We start from the raw sequence: 18,486 nt of genomic DNA, 5'->3' as shown, positions 1-18,486 counted from the left end.
ACCAGCGGGGCTTGAGCCGCGAAGCGGGCCGGGACGACCAGCGCGTTACTTGCGCGCCTCCACGCGCTGCGGCCGCGGCACCTCCGCCAGGAAGGACTCGGCCGTCTCCACGGCCTCGCGGGCCGGCAGGGCCCGGAACACCCAGGTGCGGTAGGACCAGAAGCGGAAGACCGTGCCGAGGCCGAGCCCGATCACGTTCTTGGCGATGTTGTCCGCGAGCGGGGACGTGAGCCCGAGCCCGTAGTGGGACAGCCCGAGGATGCCGTTCTCGATCACGAGGCCGACGCCGCTGAAGAGCAGGAAGAGCGGCAGCTCGCGGCTGCGCCGGGTCCGGTCGCTGTCGCGGTACGTCCAGTAGCGGTTGCCGACGTAGTTGGTCGCGATCGCGACGACCGTCGCGAGGACGCCGGAGCGCACCACCGCGAGGTGGAGGCCGTGCCGGCACAGGTTGAAGACGATGAAGTTGACCACGAATCCGATGGCGCCGACGGCGCCGAACTTCGCGATCTCGCGGACCAGCCGCTCCAGCCGGGAACGCACTGTGCGCCGTTGATTCATAACGATCGTCGGGCTCCGTCGATGGGCGTCTGGATGGCGTGGGGCAGCCCTCATGCTAACCAGCCCGCCCCGGTGGCGGCTGGGGAGAGGGGATGAACGGGCGGCGAACGCGGGTCCCGGCACTGCGTATCGGCCAGTGATCCACTGCCGGAAACGTCCCGGAACGACGGATTCCGTCGTTGGACGATCATCCATGAGCGGTCAGGATGGTTCGTGCGTACGGATACTCTGGGGGCGTGACGTTTCCGGTAGTCGGCATGGTCGGCGGCGGCCAGCTCGCCCGCATGACCCACGAGGCGGGCATCCCCCTCGGCATCAGGTTCAAGCTGCTCAGCGATACCCCGCAGGACTCGGCGGCCCAGGTGGTGAGCGAGGTCGTCATCGGCGACTACCGCGACCTGGACACCCTTCGTGCTTTCGCACAAGGCTGTGATGTGATCACCTTCGATCACGAGCACGTTCCGACCGAACACCTGCGTGCCCTGGAGGCCGACGGCATCCCCGTCCGCCCGGGGCCCGACGCGCTGGTGCACGCCCAGGACAAGGGCGTGATGCGGGCGAAGCTGACCGAGATCGGGGTGCCCTGTCCCCGGCACCGGATCGTGGCCGATCCGGCCGACGTGGAGCGCTTCGCCACCGAGGGCGAGGGCTTCCCGGTGGTCCTGAAGACCGTGCGCGGCGGCTACGACGGCAAGGGCGTGTGGATCGTGCGCTCCCCCGCCGACGCCGCCGACGCCTTCCGGGCCGGCGTGCCCGTGCTCGCCGAGGAGAAGGTCGACTTCACCCGCGAGCTCGCCGCCAATGTCGTCCGCTCCCCGCACGGCCAGGCCGTCTCGTACCCCGTCGTCGAGTCGATCCAGGTCGACGGCGTGTGCGACACGGTGATCGCGCCGGCGCCCGGGCTGCCCCCCGGGCTGTCCGCCGAGGCGCAGCAGATGGCGCTGAAGATCGCCCAGGAGCTGGGCGTGGTCGGCCATCTGGCCGTGGAGCTCTTCGAGACCCGCGACGGCCGGGTCCTCGTCAACGAGCTGGCCATGCGGCCGCACAACTCCGGGCACTGGACCCAGGACGGCGCGATCACCTCGCAGTTCGCCAACCACGTCCGGGCCGTGCTCGACCTCCCGCTCGGCGATCCGCGCCCGCGCGCGAAGTGGACCGTCATGGCCAATGTTCTCGGCGGCGACTATCCGGACATGTATTCCGCGTACCTCCATTGCATGGCGCGGGACCCCGGACTGAAGATCCATATGTACGGCAAGGACGTGAAGCCCGGCCGCAAGGTCGGACACGTCAACACTTACGGCGACGATCTGGCGGACGTGCGCGAGCGCGCGCGCCACGCCGCCGGCTATCTGCGAGGAACGATCACGGAATGAGCTCCCCCCGCTCCCCCCTCATCGGCATCGTCATGGGCTCCGACTCGGACTGGCCCGTCATGGAGGCCGCCGCCAAGGCGCTCGACGAGTTCGAGGTCCCCTACGAGGTCGACGTCGTCTCCGCGCACCGCATGCCGCGCGAGATGGTCGAGTACGGGGAGCGGGCCGACGGCCGCGGCCTGAAGGCGATCATCGCGGGCGCGGGCGGAGCCGCCCATCTGCCGGGCATGCTGGCCTCCGTCACGCCGCTGCCGGTCATCGGCGTGCCGGTGCCGCTGAAGTACCTGGACGGCATGGACTCGCTGCTGTCGATCGTGCAGATGCCGGCCGGCGTGCCGGTCGCCACGGTCTCCGTCGCCGGCGCGCGCAACGCCGGGCTGCTGGCCGTGCGGATGCTCGCCGCGCACGACCCGGAACTGCGCGCCCGCATGCGCCACTTCCAGGAGGAGCTCAACGAGCAGGCCACCGAGAAGGGCCGGCGGCTGCGCTCCAAGGTCCAGGGCTCGCTCGGCTTCGGGTTCGGCAAGTGAGTGCCGCGGAGGGCGCGGTGGGCGCCGAGCTCGCCCGCGCCCGGGAGCTGCTGGCCGCGCACCCGGTCGTCGACGGCCACAACGACCTGCCGTGGGCGCTGCGCGAGCACGTCCGCTACGACCTCGACCGCCTCGACGTCGCCGCGGATCAGAGCGGCGTCCTCCACACCGATCTGCCCCGGCTGCGGGCGGGCGGGGTGGGCGCCCAGTTCTGGTCGGTGTTCGTCCGCGCGGACATGGCCGGGGACGACGCGGTCTCCGCGACGCTGGAGCAGATCGACGTCGTACGGCGGCTCGTCGACCGGCACCCGGACGAGCTGCGGCTCGCCCTCACCGCCGACGACATGGAGGCCGCGCGCGCCGAGGGCCGCATCGCGTCCCTGATGGGCGCCGAGGGCGGCCACAGCATCAACTGCTCCCTCGCCACGCTGCGCGCCCTGCACCGGCTCGGCGTGCGCTACATGACGCTCACCCACAACGACAACGTCCCGTGGGCGGACTCGGCGACGGACACGCCCGTGGCGGGCGGCCTGACGCGCTTCGGCGAGGAGGTCGTCCGCGAGATGAACCGCCTCGGCATGCTCGTCGACCTCTCGCACGTATCCGCCGACACCATGCGGGACGCCCTGCGGGTCAGCGAGGCACCGGTCGTCTTCTCGCACTCCTCCGCGCGCACGGTCTGCGACCACCCACGCAACGTCCCCGACGACGTCCTCGCCGCGCTCGCGGCGAACGGGGGCGTCGCCATGGCGACGTTCGTCCCGAAGTTCATCCTGCCCGCCGCGATCGAGTGGACCCGGCAGGCGGACGAGAACATGCGCGCCCACGGCCTGCACCCCCTCGACACCACCCCCGGGGGCATGGCGGTCCAGCGCGCCTTCGAGGCGGACCACCCGCGCCCGCGCGCCACGGCCGCGACGGTCGCCGACCACCTCGACCACATGCGCGAGGTCGCCGGCATCGACCACATCGGCGTGGGCGGCGACTTCGACGGCACCGCCTTCACCCCGGACGACCTCGCGGACGTCGCGGGCTACCCCAACCTGCTCGCCGAGCTCCTGCGCCGGGGCTGGTCGGACGCCGACCTGGCGAAGCTGACCTGGCGGAACGCGGTGCGCGTGCTGCGCGACGCGGAGGCCGTCTCCAGGGACCTGCGCGCGGTGCGGGAGCCGTCGATCGCGACGATCGACCAGCTGGACGGCTGAGTCACGGTCCGCCGCCGCGGCCGCGTGCGGCGGGCCCTCAGTCCGGGTTCCGCGTCCTGAGGGCGTCCTGGGACGCGACGTACTTCAGCATGAGGCGGGCGAACTCCAGGCGTTCCGCCTCGGCCCAGTCCGCCGTGACGTGTTCGAAGGCCGCGCGCTGGTTGCGACGCAGACGGGCCATCAGCTCCCGGCCCTCCGGCGTGAGGTGCAGGACCGTGCGGCGGCCGTCCTGCTGGGAGGCGGCGCGCAGCAGGTAGCCGGCGGAGATGCAGTCGGAGACCATACGGCTGGCCACCGAGGGGTCCGTGCCCAGGTGCGCGGCCACCGCCCCCACCGTCACCTCGCGGGCGTCGTCCTGCTCGGCCTCCAGGACGTGGTGGAGGACCAGGGTGCGCGTCAGGTCCTTCTGCGACATCGGGTTCTCGATCTCCAGGAGCGAGGACCGCCGCAGTCTGCCGAACGCCGGGCCGACGGCGTCGAGCAGCGCTTCCGCCGACTCCGGTTCGTGCTTCGTCATGCATTCCACCTTACGCACTGGCTGCGACCCTCCAAGGATATGTCTGTTGACACGCAATTGCATGCATGCTTGCATGCAATTGCAGTCAGTCAACTATCTCAGGAGCCCCTGTGACCATCCTTGTCACCGGCGGGCGCGGCACCGTCGCCCAAGCCGTCATCGCCCGCCTGCACGCGGCAGGCGCCCCCGTCCGCGCCGCCAGCGCCCGGCCCGACGAGCTCACCGTCCCGGTCGGCGTCGAGACCGCCGAACTCGTCCTCGACCGGCCCGCGACCTTCGCCCCCGCCCTCCGGGGCGTCCGCCGCGTCTTCCTCTACCCCGAGCCCGCCGACGTCGAGGAGTTCGTCAAGACCGCCGAGGCCGCCGGAGTCGAGCACGTCGTCCTGCTCTCCTCGTCCACGGCCGCCGGACCCGGCGCGGAGGACGACCCGCTCGCGCACCACAACCTCACCGTCGAACGCGCCCTCGCCGCCTCCCGGCTCGCCTGGACGTTCCTGCGCCCGGATGCCTTCGCCGGCAACGCCCTGCACTGGGCGCACGCCCTCACCCGCTCACTGCCCGTCCGGCTGCCCTTCCCCGGCGCGCAGGTCGCGGCGATCCACCCGCACGACATCGCCGACGTCGCCGTCGAGGCCCTGACCGGCGACGCCTTCACCGGCCGTGCCGTCACCCTCACCGGCCCCGAGTCGCTCACCTTCCGCGAGCAGCTGGCCGTCATCGCCGACGTCACCGGCCAACCGGTCACCGTCGAGGAGATCAGCCGCGCCGAGGCCGAGCAGCAGATGACCGCCCGCATGCCGGCGGCGTACGTGGCCTCCCTGCTCGATCTGTGGGAAGCCGCCTGCGACGGCCCCGCCGCCCTCGCGGACACCACCGCGACCCTGCTCGGCCGCCCCGCCCGGACCTTCCGGCAATGGGCCGAGGAGAACGCCCACGCCTTCATGGCGCCCCGCGAGGACGCGCAGCCGAAGCCCCGGCCCATCGGCTACTGGCTCAGGCGCGCCGACAAGGCGCTCACCGGCGCGATGGACGCCCTGCTCGCGGACCACGGCCTCACCCGGCTCGGCTGGCAGGTCCTCAACGTCGTCGCCGACGAGGAGCGGGCCACCGACGCCCGTGTCCTGGAGGTGATGGCCGTCCACGCCGACGCCGCCACCCTGACCGCCGTCGTCGAGAAGGCGGTCGCCGGCGACTGGCTCACCCGCCCGGCGCCCGGACGGCTCGCACTGACCGGCGACGGCCGCGCCCGGCTCACCGAGGTCGGCGCCCGCGTCGGCTCCTTCCGCGAACTGGCTTCGGCCGGCATCTCCCCGGAGGAGTACCGCACCGCCATGAGCGTCCTGGAGCGGCTGGCCGCCAACGCGGAGGCCGCCCTGCCGCAAGGGCGCTAGCGCCGGACCCCTGGGACGCTACGCCTTGGGACGCCCCAGCGCCCGGTACGTCCACCCCGCCGCGCGCCAGACCGCGGGGTCCAGCGCGTTGCGCCCGTCCAGCAGGCGCCGCTCGGCCACGACCTCGCCGAGGGCCGCCGCGTCCAGCTCGCGGAACTCCCGCCACTCCGTGAGGTGCAGCACCACGTCCGCCCCCCGGCACGCCTCCAGCGCGCTCGCCGCGTAGGCGAGGGTCGGGAAGACCCGGCGGGCGTTCTCCATGCCCTTGGGGTCGTAGATGGTGACCTGCGCGCCCTGGAGGTGGATCTGGCCCGCGACGTTGAGCGCGGGCGAGTCCCGGACGTCGTCCGAGTCCGGCTTGAAGGTGGCGCCGAGGACCGCGACCCGCTGCCCCAGGAAGCTGCCGCCGACCGTCTCGCGGGCGAGCTCGACCATGTGGGAGCGGCGGCGCATGTTGATGGAGTCGACCTCGCGGAGGAAGGTCAGCGCCTGGTCGGCGCCGAGCTCCCCGGCGCGGGCCATGAAGGCGCGGATGTCCTTCGGCAGGCAGCCGCCGCCGAAGCCGATGCCGGCGCGCAGGAACTTCTTGCCGATGCGCTCGTCGTGGCCGATGGCCTCGGCCAGCTTCGCGACGTCTCCGTCGGCGGCCTCGCAGACCTCGGCCATGGCGTTGATGAAGGAGATCTTCGTGGCGAGGAAGGAGTTCGCGGCGGTCTTGACCAGCTCGGCGGTCGGATAGTCGGCGACGACGAAGGGCGAGCCCTCGTCGATGGGAGTGGCGTAGACCTCGCGCAGCAGCTTCTCCGCGCGCTCGCCGGCGACACCGACGACGATGCGGTCCGGGTGCAGCGTGTCCTGGACGGCGAAGCCCTCGCGCAGGAACTCGGGGTTCCAGGCGAGCTCCACGTCCGCGCCCGCCGGGGCCAGCTCGGCGAGCAGACCGGCCAGGCGCGCCGCGCTGCCGACCGGGACGGTGGACTTGCCGACGACCAGGGCGGGCCGGTGCAGCCGGGGGGCCAGGGAGGTGACGGCGCTCTCGACGTACGACATGTCGCAGGCGTACTCGCCGTGCTTCTGCGGGGTGTTCACGCAGATGAAGTGCACGTCTCCGAACTCGGCGACCTCGTCCCAGGACGTGGTGAAGCGCAGCCGCCCGGTCGAGCCCTCGATTCCGGCGACGTGCCGGCGCAGCAGCTCCTCCAGCCCGGGCTCGTACATGGGGACCTCGCCCCGCTCGAGCATCGCGATCTTCTCGGGCACCACGTCGAGGCCCAGGACCTCGAACCCGAGCTCGGCCATGGCCGCGGCGTGCGTGGCGCCGAGGTATCCGGTGCCGATCACGGTGATCTTGGGGGCCATGCGGTGCTCCATGTGCTGCTGTCGGTACGGCCTGCTGGACTGCGGTGCCCGAGCATAGTCGGGGCCCGGTCGGGGGAGCGTCAGGGAGAGGCCACAGGGGTTTCGCGGCTGTCGGCAAACTCACGTACCCGCATTCCCGCGGCCACCCCTAGAATCTTGGTTACTAAACGGTAGTTAACGCGCTCTGGGGAGTACACCTTGGCGGGATCAAAGGACTTCGACCTGTACCGGCCGTCCGAGGAGCACGATGAGCTCCGCAAGGTCGTGCGCTCGCTGGCCGAGGCGAAGATCGCCCCGTTCGCCGCCGAGGTGGACGAGGAGGGCCGCTTCCCGCAGGAGGCCCTGGACGCCCTCCGCGCGGCCGACCTGCACGCGGTGCACGTCCCCGAGGAGTACGGCGGCGCGGGCGCCGACGCCCTGGCCACCGTGATCGTGATCGAGGAGGTGGCCCGTGTCTGCGCCTCCTCCTCCCTCATCCCGGCCGTCAACAAGCTCGGCTCGCTGCCGGTGATCCTCTCCGGCTCCGAGGAGCTGAAGAAGAAGTACATGGGCCCGCTCGCCAAGGGCGACGCGATGTTCTCGTACTGCCTGAGCGAGCCCGACGCGGGCTCGGACGCGGCCGGCATGAAGACCCGTGCCGTGCGCGACGGCGACTTCTGGGTGCTCAACGGCGTCAAGCGCTGGATCACCAACGCCGGCGTCTCCGAGTACTACACGGTCATGGCCGTCACCGACCCGGAGAAGCGCTCGAAGGGCATCTCCGCCTTCGTCGTCGAGAAGTCCGACGAGGGCGTCTCCTTCGGCGCGCCGGAGAAGAAGCTCGGCATCAAGGGCTCGCCGACCCGCGAGGTCTACCTGGACAACGTCCGCATCCCCGCCGACCGCATGATCGGCGAGGAGGGCACCGGCTTCGCGACCGCGATGAAGACCCTGGACCACACCCGCATCACCATCGCGGCCCAGGCCCTCGGCATCGCGCAGGGCGCCCTCGACTACGCCAAGGGCTACGTCCAGGAGCGCAAGCAGTTCGGCAAGCCGATCGCCGACTTCCAGGGCGTCCAGTTCATGCTGGCCGACATGGCCATGAAGCTGGAGGCGGCCCGCCAGCTGACCTACGCGGCCGCGGCGAAGTCCGAGCGCGTCGACTCCGACCTGACCTTCTACGGCGCGGCGGCCAAGTGCTACGCCTCCGACGCCGCCATGGAGATCACCACCGACGCCGTCCAGCTGCTCGGCGGCTACGGCTACACCCGTGACTACCCGGTGGAGCGCATGATGCGCGACGCCAAGATCACGCAGATCTACGAGGGCACGAACCAGGTGCAGCGCATCGTGATGGCGAGGAACCTGCCGTAGCGGCATTTCGCAGGTCAGGGGCAGTCTTCCGCTGTCGGAACGGCTGCCCTGGGCTTCGGTCCGTTCCGGCCCGGTCGTGGCCGTCCCTGGGCGTCATGCTGGGGAAATCCTGGGCTGACGCTGGGGTGAAAATGCCTGCTGACCTGCGAGGCAACCAACAAACGCCCCTGCCGTTCCTGGCAGGGGCGTTGGTTGGTCGCTGGACGCTCACACGAGGCTGATCCCAGCTTTGGCCTTGATGGTGTCTACCGCCTCTTCGGTGAGCCAGCGGAGGGGGACCACGGTCCACCTCTCGCCCTTGCGCATGACCACGGCGTTGCCGTCCCCGGTGCGTCCGACGTGAACGAAGCCGTGATCACGTCGCAGGTCTTTCGCCAGGTTCTCGCCGTGGATCACGGGTGTTACTTCCCTTCGCGGTCCTCGTCGTCAGCCATGCTGCTGTGAACGTCACCGTTCTGCGAGACCCGGGTGTCGGGGTCGGTGGCCTGACCCTGGTTGGCCTGCGGGTCCCATTCGTCTTCGTTCTTCTTACCCATTTTCGCGTGCTCCCTCTTGTAGGACACCAGGGCACAGGGAACCGACCCTGTGCCGTTGCGCGACCCGCCCCGGCCTCTCGACCTGTCCAGGGTTCCCACGACCGGGGTGGGGGTCTCTACTCGGCGCGGACCACCATCGCGAACGACGTTCGGATCCGCCGAAAGCCGGAGTGTCCGGACCGGCCCGTGTGGCTCATGCACTCCACGTCGACGGCCGCCGACTCGTCAGCGGAGGTCACCTTCCACTTGCAGTGCAGGCACTCGGCCTCAAAGGTCACGTCTGTATCGGGGTGCTCGGTGATCCTTTGCACCACGTACCGCATGACTGCCTTGATGCTCACAGCCCGCTCCTACGGCTCCGCCGATTGGCTTCGGCGACCTTGGCGGTCAGCCCTTCGGGGGACGGTTCCGCCGGGGGCTCGTAGTCCGGGCAACGTCGGTCCCTGCATTGGCATCTGGGCCACTTGAGGCCATCGCTGGGTGCGAGGTCGGCTTCCTCCGGGCCACGACCGGACTTGCGCACCAGGAGTACACCGCCGACACCGAAGGCTCCGGAGAGCTGTGACAGGAAGCGTCGCGCTTCCCCGCTGCTCATGTGGTCAGCCGGTCCGATGTCGTGCGCCTCGTTGCCGCCCACCATGGCCGCCCTCCTGATCGATTCCACGTCGATGTGACGACCGTAGGAATCGGGGAGCGTCGGGCTCCACAAACTTGCATGAGCTTGCACGCCAATTGGCCTGGCTCATGGCGGTATTGACGCCATCTCTCCAGGTCGAAGAAGCTGATGCAAGCCCGAGCAAGTACCTGGACCAGGGAGCCTGCCATGGCCGTAGAGTTCGTTGGGATCGACCCCAACACCGACCGGGACCACTGCCCTACCGTGTGGGCGGACGCGGAAGCTCAGGAGATCTTGCTGCAGGGGTGGCAGCCGAGCCCGGAGACTCAGGCGGAGTGCGAAGGAACCAGCCCCGCAAACGGTCCGGTGCCTGACAACGAGGCCATCGTCAGGATTCCGGCCCGCATGATTCCGATGATCAGGGAGGCGTGTGATGCCGTCGAGCGTGCCCAGCTTCGCTGAGCTGCTTGGCCAGTGCCAGCGATCCGCCGTCCACCTGGAACTTCGTGACTCGTACGCTGCCACGGACCGGTTCAAGGCGTGGAAGCGTGGCGAGCGGATCAATTGGGAGGATCGCGAGTCCTGGTGGCATCCCTATGACCAGCTGATCGCGGACACAGTGTCCAGGGGCGTGGTGATCCGCAGGGCTCGGGTGATCTCCGAGCCGGTATCGGACTACATCCGGTGGGAGCACTACGTCACCCATGCCAACGTCACGGCCGGTGAGGTAGTCCGCTGGCTGCCACGGCGGCTGGCCACGGCTATCGCCCTGCCGGGGAATGACTTCTGGCTGTTCGATGATGCGCTGCTCCGGGTGCATCACTTCTCAGGTGACGGTGCGGTCGTGGAGGACGAGATCACGGCGGATGCGGAAGCCGTGAAGCTGTGCTCCACTGCCTTCGAAGCAGTTTGGGCGCGAGCGATCCCGCACCACCAGTACCAGGTCTGAGGAAAGCCGGCTCCATGCCCCCGCACCCCTCTTCACACGTCCAGAAGGCCCGCGAGGATCTTGCAGGGCGTCTGCGTGAGATCCGGAAGGACGCCGGGATCAGCGGGCGGGAGCTGGCCGTCAGGTGCGGTTGGTCGGAGTCGAAGTCGTCCCGGATTGAGAACGCCAAGACACCTCCCTCCGATGCGGATATCCGAGCCTGGTGCCAGGCCTGCGCCGCCGACGATCAGACGCCTGACTTGATCGCGGCAAACCGGCAGTCCGCAGATGCTCATGTGCAGTGGAAGCGTCTCCAGCGGACCGGCCTCCGGCGGCTGCAGGAGGCCACAGGGGACCTGTACCAACAAACTAAGACCTTCCGGGTCTACGTCTCCGACGTGATACCCGGTTTCCTTCAGACCTCTGGATACGCCGCTGCTCTGCTGTCGTCCATCGCGGGTTTCCGGGGCACTCCGGATGATGTGAGCGATGCCGTGGAGGCCCGCATGAGACGTAACGCGGTGCTGACCAGTGGTGCACACCGGTTCTCGTTCGTGCTGGAGGAGTCGGTCTTGCGGTACCGGCTGTGCAGCGCTGAAACCATGGCCGCACAGCTCGGCCACTTGCTCGGGGCCATGGACCTTCAGAACGTCGCCGTGGGCATCATTCCGTTCTCGACACAACGGCACGTGTGGCCCATGCCGACCTTCACCATCTTCGATGAAGGCAGGGTGCACGCGGACACGCTGGATGCTGCTTCCACGCTCACACAGCCCAGCCAGGTCGAGCTGTACGCCCGTGCCTTCGGAGCTCTCTCGCAGCAGGCCACAAGAGGAGCGGCGGCCCGTGCCCTCATTGCGGGAGCGGTGGCATCCCTGGGCTGACCAGCAAGGGCGGCGCCCGGCAGGCGGCGCGGGGTGCGCGGGACGCCTACACCGGGCCGGCCAGCTCCGCCCAGACCGTCTTGCCCATGCCGCGGTCGTGCCGCACGACGCCCCAGTCGAGGCAGAGCCGCTGCACGATGAACATCCCGTGGCCGCCGGGGCGGCCCGCGCGGTGCGGGGTGCGGGGGGCCGGGGTGCCGGTGCCGAGGTCGGAGACCTCCAGGCGCAGCACCTTGCCCGCGCGGCTGACGCGCAGCTCCTCGGGGCCGTCCGCGTGCAGGCACGCGTTGGTGACGAGCTCGGAGACGACCAGCAGCACGTCCTCGGCGGCGGCCCGGTGGTCGGCCGAGGCGGCGGGGAGCCAGCCCCAGTCGTAGAGCGCCTGGCGGGTGAAGTCCCGGGAGAGGGGCACCGCGCCGCTGGCGCCCGCCAGGGGGAGCTTGCGGGCCTGCCCGGCCGGCCCGGAGGAGCTGGCCGGCGGGGCGGCGGCCGGGCCGTCTCCCGCCGCCTGGGGGCCCGGCTCGTCCGGCGACGGCGGGGAGGGCCGGGTGGTGCTCATCAGCGCTTCACCTCACCGAGTCGCCGATTCGAAAAATGATGGTCATCTCACACACGTCAAGGGATTCAGCAGTCTCCTGCCCGGACGAACCGCAAGAACACCCCCCGATTCGATCCGGCCCTGTGACTCACGCAACGCGTGAGACATCGCCCAGGGCACGGCGCGATCTTCCGGAATTCAGTCGGCCAGGGCCGAGTCGAGCGTGTCGTGCACGGTGAAGACGGCTCCCGCTCCCGTGATCTCGAAGACCCGGGAGACGGCGGGCCGCATGGCCACCAGATGGACCGAACCGCCCGCCGCCTCGGCCTTCAGCCGGGCGCCGAGCAGGACGTTCAGCCCGGTCGAGTCACAGAACTCCAGCTTCGAGCAGTCGATCACGCAGCGCACGGCGCCCGCGTCGACGCAGTCGTCCAGCACTTCGCGCAGCACGTCCGCCGTACTGTGGTCGAGCTCACCACCGGGCGTGAGGATCGCGCTGCCGCCGAGGCGCCGGAACTCCACATGCAAGCGGCCCCTGCTGACGCTCTCGGCCTTGCCCCCGGTGTCCCCGCACTCCATGCGCATCCCTTCGTGGTTACCCGCGTGACGCTGCGGAAACCCTACGCCTTCAATACGGGCGCCGGAAGCCAAACTTCCATCGATTATGGACAGATACGGACATAGCGCACTTGCCATCGGAAGGTGAACCCAGGTACGGCTAGTAGAGGACATCCACCACAGACGGCTTTGGAGGCGCCGCAAACCGCAGCAGAGGCGTAAGGGCATCGGCAGCCACATGCCGAGAACGATGGAGGAGACTATGTCACCCCGGCTCGACGAACAGCGTCCCGTAGAGGTCCACGCAACCGACCGCCTTCGGGAAACCGCCTCGTCGGCGACCACACCCGAGCAGACCGGCCACCCGGCCGACCCCGGACCCGACCGACCCGACGGGCTCGACGGGCTCGACGGGCTTCCGGAGATCCCCCCGTTCGACGAGGTGGGACCGGTCGACGCGCGGGCCCTGTCCAAGACGCTCTTCGCGCGACTGGAAGCGCTCGAAGAGGGCACCCACGACTACGCGTACGTACGCAACACCCTGGTCGAACTCAATCTGGCGCTCGTGAGGTTCGCCGCCTCCCGGTTCCGCACCCGCAGCGAACCGATGGAGGACATCATCCAGGTCGGCACCATCGGGCTGATCAAGGCGATCGACCGCTTCGAGCTCAGCCGGGGCGTCGAGTTCCCCACTTTCGCGATGCCGACCATCATCGGCGAGATCAAGCGCTTCTTCCGCGACACCAGCTGGTCCGTGCGCGTGCCGCGCCGTCTGCAGGAACTGCGGCTGGATCTGGCCAAGGCCGGCGACGAGCTGGCCCAGCAGCTCGACCGCTCCCCCACCGTCGCCGAACTGGCCGAACGGCTCGGCATCGGCGAGGACGAGGTCGTCGAGGGCATGGCCGCGAGCAACGCCTACACCGCGAGCTCGCTGGACGCGCAGGCCGAGGAGGACGACACCGAAGGATCGCTGTCGGACCGCATCGGCTACGAGGACCACGACCTGGAGGGCGTCGAGTACGTCGAGTCGCTCAAGCCGCTGATCGCCGAACTGTCGCCCCGCGACCGGAAGATCCTCTCCCTGCGCTTCGTGGCGAACATGACCCAGTCCGAGATCGGCGACGAGCTCGGCATCTCGCAGATGCACGTCTCCCGGCTGCTCTCGCGCACCCTCGTCCGGCTCCGCCGGGGGCTGCTCACCGAGGAGTGATTCCTTCCTCGTTCGATGCCCGGAAATCCCCTTGTGCCGCACGGCAACTGCCGTGCGGCACAAGCATGTTGAGCGACTTCTGATCGCTCGTGGCGTACAAGTGACAAGTTCGCGCGGAGTTTCCGCCGAAGTCGATCGCCGGGTGGTTAGCTATCGATCCGTGACGCGGATCGCCAGACGGCTGCTGAGCCGCTTAGGTAACTTACGGACCTTGCGTATCGGACCGCTCGCGGCGGTGGGATACGCGCAGGCACTGCTCGTCGCCTGGGTGGTGTACGACGGCGCGGCCACCGAGCGACTCCCCTTCGGATCCGGCGCGGACATCGCGGGCGCGGGGCTGGGCGAGCACGCGGGGCACGGGCTCCCGGGCACGCCGCAGGCGGCCGCGGAGCTGAGCGGCGGGCCGCTCTTCCTCGCCCTGGTCGTGGCCGCCGTCTATCTGCTGCTGCCCGCCCTGACCGTCGCCTCGCTCGCCCTGCGCCGGCTGCTCGCCCGCTTCCGCGCGGGCGAACTCGCCTCCGCGCTGGCCTTCGTGGCCGCGGGCGCGATCGCCGGTGTCCTGGCCACCACCCCGATCGCCTGGCTGGCCGGCCGGCTGACGCACGGTGGGCAGGGCTCCCTGTTCTCCGCCGTCGTCGTCGACTCCGCCACCGCGCTGCGCTACAGCTTCCTGCTCGGCATCGTCCTCGTCGCCGTCCTGGGCGTGCCGTGGTCCTCGGGGCGCTCCGCCCGGGCCCGTACCGCCCGTACCGCTCCCACCTCCGTCACCGAAGGAACCCCTTAGCCATGCTCAACAGAAGAAACCTGATCAAGATAGGCGCCGTCGGCGGAGCTGTCGCCCTGTTACCCCTGGAGCGGGTCGTGGCGGAGGCGACGGCCAAGGGGCCCGCCGGTGCGGGCGTCACCCCCCTCGGCGATCCGGCCCCGGCTGCCACCTTCGCCCACGCGATGCCCATCCCGCGCGTGCTGCGGCCGACGTCCCGGACGGCCTCCCGGGACGTCTACGAGATCCACATGAAGCAGTCCCAGCACGAGATCGTCAAGGGCCTGCAGACGACGCTGAAGACATACGACGGCTCCTTCCCCGGTCCGACCATCAAGGCCACCAGCGGCCGTGAGGTCCTCATCCGGCAGTTCAACGACCTGGCCGTGGACACGTCCGTGCACCTGCACGGCGGCCACACCCCCTCGGCGAGCGACGGCCTGCCCATGGCCACCATCGCGCCGGGCACCTCGCGGGAGTACCTGTACCCGAACCGGCAGGTCGCCGCCTCGCTCTGGTACCACGACCACGCGCACCACGTGGAGGTCGGCAACGTCTTCCAGGGCCTGCACGGCATGTACCACATCAGCGACCGGGACGAGTGCCGGCTGCCGCTGCCGCGCGGGCAGTACGACGTCCCGCTGATGATCCGCGACGCCCGCATCGAGACGGACGGCTCGCTCGTCCAGGCGTTCCCCCAGTTCTGCAACAACATGCTGGTCAACGGCAAGGAGCGGCCGTACTTCCAGGTCGCCGCCCGGCGTTACCGCTTCCGCCTGTACAACGTCTCCATCAACCGCCACGTGACCCTGCGACTCGCGGACGGCTCGGAGTTCCAGCAGATCGCCAGCGACGCGGGCCTGCTGGAGCACCCGGTGACCATCAACGAGATCACCCTGGCGGGCGCCGAACGCGCCGAGGTCGTCGTCGACTTCTCCCGTTACGACGTCGGCGACTCGATCGTCCTGCAGAACACGGCGGCGCTGGACATCGAGAAGGCGGAGGTGCTCCGCTTCGACATCGTCCGCGAGGCCGAGGACCCGAGCCGGGTCCCGCACCGCCTGGCGTACCTTCCCCCGGTGCCGAAGAAGTTCGACGCCGAGCGGAACTTCACGCTCAACCTCTATCCGAAGCCGGTCATCAACGGCCAGCAGTACGACCCGGCGCGCGTCGACACCGAGGTCAAGCTCGGTACCACGGAGCTCTGGACCATCACCAACGGCGACACCCCGGCGCCGGCGCCGAACTTCCACCTCCACCACAGCTTCCACATCCACCTGGTCCCGTTCCGCGTCGTGGAACGCAACGGCAAGCCGGTGGCCCCGGGCGAGCAGGGCCTGAAGGACACGGTCATCATCGCGCCGGGCGACACGGTGAAGGTGGCGATCCGCTGGGAGGGCTACCCGGGTGAGTACGTGTACCACTGCCACCAGCTGAGCCACGCGTCCTTCGGACAGATGGCGCGACTGGACGTCAAGGCATAAACGTTTCCGCATGGGTGCGCCGCGGCCCCGCCGGCGAACGGCGGGCTGCGGCGCACCGGCATCCCGGCCGCCCCGGCCAGTGCCCCTCCGGACGCCGTCCGGTGCGGGGTGCCGGCCGAGCGCGGCTCGGAGACCGACCACTCGCGGCCCTTCCGGCCCAGTCGTACCTTAAAAACGGAGGCAAATGCTCCGAGCGGGCGGATCCGGCAGAGGAGGAGCCATGACGTCGACCACGCGCGACACCACGCCCATCACCTTCTCCGGCGACGGCGTCGAGATGCGCACGCAGGAGCTCGGCGGGGGCATGACCGTGCTCTACGTGCGGGCGGACCGGGGGATGGACCTCGGGCCCGCGCTCAAGGGGCTGCCGGACGACCTGTGCCAGTGCCCGCACTGGGGGTTCCTCGCCGAGGGGCGGGTCCGGCTGCGGACCGCCGCGGGCGAGGAGATGTACGAAGCCGGGGAGACGTTCTACTGGGCGCCCGGCCATGCTCCCGAGGCGCTGGAGGACAGCGCTTTCCTGATCTTCTCGCCGACGGACCAGCTGGGCGCCGTCATGACGCACATGCGGGAGCAGACCGGGTAGCCGGAGCAGGCCGGGTGGCCGGGGGGCCCTCAGAGGGCCCGTACGCCCTTCTTCCAGACCGCCGATACCAGGGGGACGCCCGGGCGGTAGGCGAGGTGGACGTGCGAGGGGGCGTCGAGCAGGGCCAGGTCGGCCCGGGCGCCGGGGGTGAGGCGGCCGAGGTCGTCGCGGCGGAGGGCGGCGGCGCCACCGGCCGTGGCGGACCAGACGGCCTCGTCGGGGGTCATGCCCATGTCGCGGACCGCGAGGGCGATGCAGAACGGCATGGAGCTGGTGAAGGACGAGCCGGGGTTGCAGTCGGTGGAGAGCGCGACGGTGGCGCCCGCGTCCAGGAGACGGCGCGCGTTCGGCCACTGCGCGCGGGTGGAGAACTCGGCGCCGGGGAGGAGCGTGGCGACCGTCCCGCTGTTCGCGAGGGCGTCGACGTCGGCCTCGGTGAGGTGCGTGCAGTGGTCGGCGGAGGCGGCCCCCAGTTCCACGGCCAGTTGGACGCCGGGGCCGTGGCCCAGCTGGTTGGCGTGGACGCGCGGGGTGAGGCCCTTGGCCCGTCCGGCGGTCAGGACGGCGCGGGCCTGGTCGCCGTCGAAGGCGCCGCGTTCGACGAAGACGTCGACCCAGCGGGCGTGCGGGGCGCAGGCGTCGAGCATCTCGCCGGTGACGAGGGCGACGTAGGCCTCGGGGTCGCCGGCGAACTCGGGGGCGACGACGTGGGCGCCGAGGTAGGTGACCTCCTCGGTGTGGGCGGCGGCGATGCGCAGGGCGCGGGCCTCGTCGCGGGTGGTCAGGCCGTAGCCGGACTTGGTCTCCAGGGTGGTGGTGCCCTGCCGGAGGGCCTCGCCGAGGTAGCGCAGGAGGTTGGCCTCCAGCTGCTCGTCGGTGGCGGCGCGGGTGGCGGCGACGGTGGTGCGGATGCCGCCGGCGCTGTAGCTCTGGCCCGACATCCGGGCGTTGAACTCGGCGGTGCGGTCACCTGCGAAGACGAGGTGGGAGTGGGAGTCGACGAAACCGGGGAGGGCGGCCCGCCCCTCGGCGTCGACGGCGTTGTCAGTGGCGGGTGCTTTGCTTGTCTCACCGACCCAGGCGACGCGGTCGTCGTCGATGACGACCGCCGCGTCCTGGATCAGGCCGAGGGGGCCTTCACCGAGGGAGGGGTCGTTGGTGACGAGACTGCTGATGTTGATGATTGCCGTGCTCATGCTTTCTCCGGTCCTCGGCGTCAGCCGCTCAGGGCGGCGATGGAGTCGGCCAGCGCTCGCGGTACGTCGGGTACGAGCTGGTGGACCCCGTCGCGTACGACGTGCCGGCCGCCGACGACCGTGTGCCGGACGTCCGCACCGGTCGCCGCGAATACGGCCGTCTCGGCGCCCAGCCGCGCCGGCGGCCCGGCCGTACGGACGGAGTCCAGCGCGATCGTCGTGAAGTCCGCGAGCGCGCCCGGCTCGATCCGGCCCGCCCCGTCCCAGCCGAGCGCGGCGTGACCGTCGGCGGTCGCGGCGCGCAGCAGGGCGGCGGCGGCCCAGTGGCCGCGGGTGCGGGTGCGCAGGCGCTCGTCGAGCTCCATGGCCCGGGCCTCTTCGAACAGGTCGATGACGGCGTGGCTGTCGCTGCCGAGGGAGAGCGGGCTGCCGGCCCGCTGGAGGGCGACGGCGGGGCCGATGCCGTCGGCGAGGTCCCGTTCGGTGGTGGGGCACATGCAGGTGCCGGTGCGGGAGCCGCCGAGGAGGGAGATGTCCTCGTCGGTGAGGTGCGTGGCGTGCACGGCGGTGGTGCGCGGTCCGAGGACGCCGTGGTCGGCGAGGAGCCGGGTGGGGGTGCGCCCGTGCGCGGCGTGGCAGGCCTCGTTCTCGGCGGTCTGCTCCGAGAGGTGGACGTGCAGGGGCGCTTCACGTTCGGCGGCCCAGCCGGCGACGGTGGACAGCTCGGCGGCGGGCACGGCGCGCACGGAGTGGATCGCGGCGCCGACGCGGGCGTGCTCCCCGCCGGGCTTGAGCGCGGATACGCGCTCGGCCCAGGCGGCGGCCGTGCCGTCGGAGAAGCGCAGCTGGTGGGGGTTGGGTGCCTCGCCGCGGCGTCCATCTGCTATGGCGGAGG

General features: G+C 70.7%; 22 protein-coding genes. 12 read left to right on the top strand and 10 right to left on the bottom strand.

Annotated features, from left to right (window positions below; all coding sequences use genetic code 11):
- Positions 1-45 precede the first annotated feature (45 nt).
- On the bottom strand, positions 46-558 hold the full coding sequence (locus AB0K09_RS04725; protein WP_366063821.1) for a GtrA family protein: 513 nt from the start codon (positions 556-558) through the stop codon (positions 46-48).
- A gap of 236 nt (positions 559-794) precedes the next feature.
- On the opposite strand from AB0K09_RS04725, the gene AB0K09_RS04720 reads away from it, so the two are divergent.
- Genes AB0K09_RS04720 through AB0K09_RS04710 form a run of 3 tightly spaced genes read left to right on the top strand, consistent with a single transcriptional unit; the run spans position 795 to position 3,669 of the window.
- Entirely contained in the window at positions 795-1,934 is a 1,140-nt protein-coding gene (locus tag AB0K09_RS04720; protein WP_366063820.1) for a 5-(carboxyamino)imidazole ribonucleotide synthase, read from the top strand.
- Positions 1,931-2,464, top strand: a complete 534-nt coding sequence (gene purE / locus AB0K09_RS04715; protein WP_366063819.1) for a 5-(carboxyamino)imidazole ribonucleotide mutase — start codon at positions 1,931-1,933, stop codon at positions 2,462-2,464. Before AB0K09_RS04720 ends, purE begins: the two co-directional genes overlap by 4 nt.
- A 17-nt stretch (positions 2,465-2,481) precedes the next feature.
- Positions 2,482-3,669, top strand: a complete 1,188-nt coding sequence (locus AB0K09_RS04710) for a dipeptidase (protein WP_366063840.1) — start codon at positions 2,482-2,484, stop codon at positions 3,667-3,669.
- 37 nt (positions 3,670-3,706) lie between these two features.
- On the opposite strand, the gene AB0K09_RS04705 is transcribed toward AB0K09_RS04710, so the two are convergent.
- Complete coding sequence (locus AB0K09_RS04705) at positions 3,707-4,186, bottom strand: MarR family winged helix-turn-helix transcriptional regulator (RefSeq protein ID WP_366063818.1); 480 nt, start codon at positions 4,184-4,186, stop codon at positions 3,707-3,709.
- A gap of 110 nt (positions 4,187-4,296) precedes the next feature.
- Here AB0K09_RS04705 and AB0K09_RS04700 point away from each other — a divergent pair, with 110 nt between their 5' ends.
- Positions 4,297-5,577, top strand: coding sequence for an NAD(P)H-binding protein (locus tag AB0K09_RS04700; RefSeq protein WP_366063817.1), 1,281 nt, complete (start codon positions 4,297-4,299; stop codon positions 5,575-5,577).
- Positions 5,578-5,595: 18 nt separating this feature from the next.
- Here AB0K09_RS04700 and AB0K09_RS04695 read toward each other — a convergent pair whose 3' ends face one another.
- A complete protein-coding gene (locus tag AB0K09_RS04695) occupies positions 5,596-6,936 on the bottom strand; it encodes a UDP-glucose/GDP-mannose dehydrogenase family protein (protein ID WP_366063816.1) in 1,341 nt (446 codons plus the stop codon).
- Positions 6,937-7,134: 198 nt separating this feature from the next.
- Here AB0K09_RS04695 and AB0K09_RS04690 point away from each other — a divergent pair, with 198 nt between their 5' ends.
- The gene (locus AB0K09_RS04690; RefSeq protein WP_366063815.1) at positions 7,135-8,292 is read left to right on the top strand and encodes an acyl-CoA dehydrogenase; all 1,158 of its coding nucleotides are present in this window, start codon (positions 7,135-7,137) and stop codon (positions 8,290-8,292) included.
- A 207-nt stretch (positions 8,293-8,499) separates the two neighbouring features.
- On the opposite strand, the gene AB0K09_RS04685 is transcribed toward AB0K09_RS04690, so the two are convergent.
- The 3 genes from AB0K09_RS04685 to AB0K09_RS04675 form a co-directional block, all read right to left on the bottom strand.
- Positions 8,500-8,688, bottom strand: a complete 189-nt coding sequence (locus tag AB0K09_RS04685; RefSeq protein WP_362154549.1) for a hypothetical protein — start codon at positions 8,686-8,688, stop codon at positions 8,500-8,502.
- A gap of 5 nt (positions 8,689-8,693) precedes the next feature.
- Positions 8,694-8,828, bottom strand: coding sequence for a hypothetical protein (locus AB0K09_RS04680; RefSeq protein ID WP_356288938.1), 135 nt, complete (start codon positions 8,826-8,828; stop codon positions 8,694-8,696).
- Positions 8,829-8,944: 116 nt separating this feature from the next.
- Positions 8,945-9,169, bottom strand: a complete 225-nt coding sequence (locus tag AB0K09_RS04675) for a hypothetical protein (protein ID WP_366063814.1) — start codon at positions 9,167-9,169, stop codon at positions 8,945-8,947.
- A 482-nt stretch (positions 9,170-9,651) separates the two neighbouring features.
- On the opposite strand from AB0K09_RS04675, the gene AB0K09_RS04670 reads away from it, so the two are divergent.
- The 3 genes from AB0K09_RS04670 to AB0K09_RS04660 are packed head-to-tail and all read left to right on the top strand — an operon-like array spanning position 9,652 to position 11,256.
- Positions 9,652-9,906, top strand: coding sequence for a hypothetical protein (locus tag AB0K09_RS04670; protein ID WP_362154555.1), 255 nt, complete (start codon positions 9,652-9,654; stop codon positions 9,904-9,906).
- The gene (locus tag AB0K09_RS04665) at positions 9,878-10,393 is read left to right on the top strand and encodes a DUF6879 family protein (protein WP_366063813.1); all 516 of its coding nucleotides are present in this window, start codon (positions 9,878-9,880) and stop codon (positions 10,391-10,393) included. The genes AB0K09_RS04670 and AB0K09_RS04665 overlap by 29 nt, the downstream gene beginning before the upstream one ends.
- Before the next feature lie 14 nt (positions 10,394-10,407).
- Positions 10,408-11,256, top strand: a complete 849-nt coding sequence (locus AB0K09_RS04660; RefSeq protein WP_366063812.1) for a helix-turn-helix transcriptional regulator — start codon at positions 10,408-10,410, stop codon at positions 11,254-11,256.
- 46 nt (positions 11,257-11,302) lie between these two features.
- Here the strand turns inward: AB0K09_RS04660 and AB0K09_RS04655 are convergent, their stop codons facing one another.
- A complete protein-coding gene (locus AB0K09_RS04655) occupies positions 11,303-11,815 on the bottom strand; it encodes an ATP-binding protein (protein WP_366063811.1) in 513 nt (170 codons plus the stop codon).
- Positions 11,816-11,992: 177 nt separating this feature from the next.
- Positions 11,993-12,373 (bottom strand): STAS domain-containing protein, encoded by a 381-nt coding sequence (locus AB0K09_RS04650; protein ID WP_366063839.1) that lies wholly within the window; start codon positions 12,371-12,373, stop codon positions 11,993-11,995.
- A 229-nt stretch (positions 12,374-12,602) separates the two neighbouring features.
- Here AB0K09_RS04650 and AB0K09_RS04645 point away from each other — a divergent pair, with 229 nt between their 5' ends.
- The 4 genes from AB0K09_RS04645 to AB0K09_RS04630 all read left to right on the top strand — a co-directional run bounded on the left by AB0K09_RS04645 (position 12,603) and on the right by AB0K09_RS04630 (position 16,395).
- A complete protein-coding gene (locus tag AB0K09_RS04645) occupies positions 12,603-13,562 on the top strand; it encodes an RNA polymerase sigma factor SigF (RefSeq protein WP_366063810.1) in 960 nt (319 codons plus the stop codon).
- Positions 13,563-13,773: 211 nt separating this feature from the next.
- Positions 13,774-14,346, top strand: coding sequence for a hypothetical protein (locus AB0K09_RS04640; RefSeq protein ID WP_366063809.1), 573 nt, complete (start codon positions 13,774-13,776; stop codon positions 14,344-14,346).
- A gap of 2 nt (positions 14,347-14,348) precedes the next feature.
- Entirely contained in the window at positions 14,349-15,809 is a 1,461-nt protein-coding gene (locus tag AB0K09_RS04635) for a multicopper oxidase family protein (RefSeq protein ID WP_366063808.1), read from the top strand.
- A gap of 220 nt (positions 15,810-16,029) precedes the next feature.
- A complete protein-coding gene (locus AB0K09_RS04630; RefSeq protein ID WP_366063807.1) occupies positions 16,030-16,395 on the top strand; it encodes a hypothetical protein in 366 nt (121 codons plus the stop codon).
- A 29-nt stretch (positions 16,396-16,424) separates the two neighbouring features.
- On the opposite strand, the gene hutI is transcribed toward AB0K09_RS04630, so the two are convergent.
- Positions 16,425-17,591, bottom strand: coding sequence for an imidazolonepropionase (gene hutI / locus AB0K09_RS04625; RefSeq protein WP_366063806.1), 1,167 nt, complete (start codon positions 17,589-17,591; stop codon positions 16,425-16,427).
- Between the two features lie 20 nt (positions 17,592-17,611).
- A partial coding sequence (locus AB0K09_RS04620) for a formimidoylglutamate deiminase (RefSeq protein ID WP_366063805.1) occupies positions 17,612-18,486 on the bottom strand: 875 nt, incomplete at its 5' end.

The organism is Streptomyces sp. NPDC049577, from assembly GCF_040675635.1.
In the GTDB taxonomy this organism is placed as follows: domain Bacteria; phylum Actinomycetota; class Actinomycetes; order Streptomycetales; family Streptomycetaceae; genus Streptomyces.
This window is presented reverse-complemented; position numbering and strand designations above follow the sequence as displayed.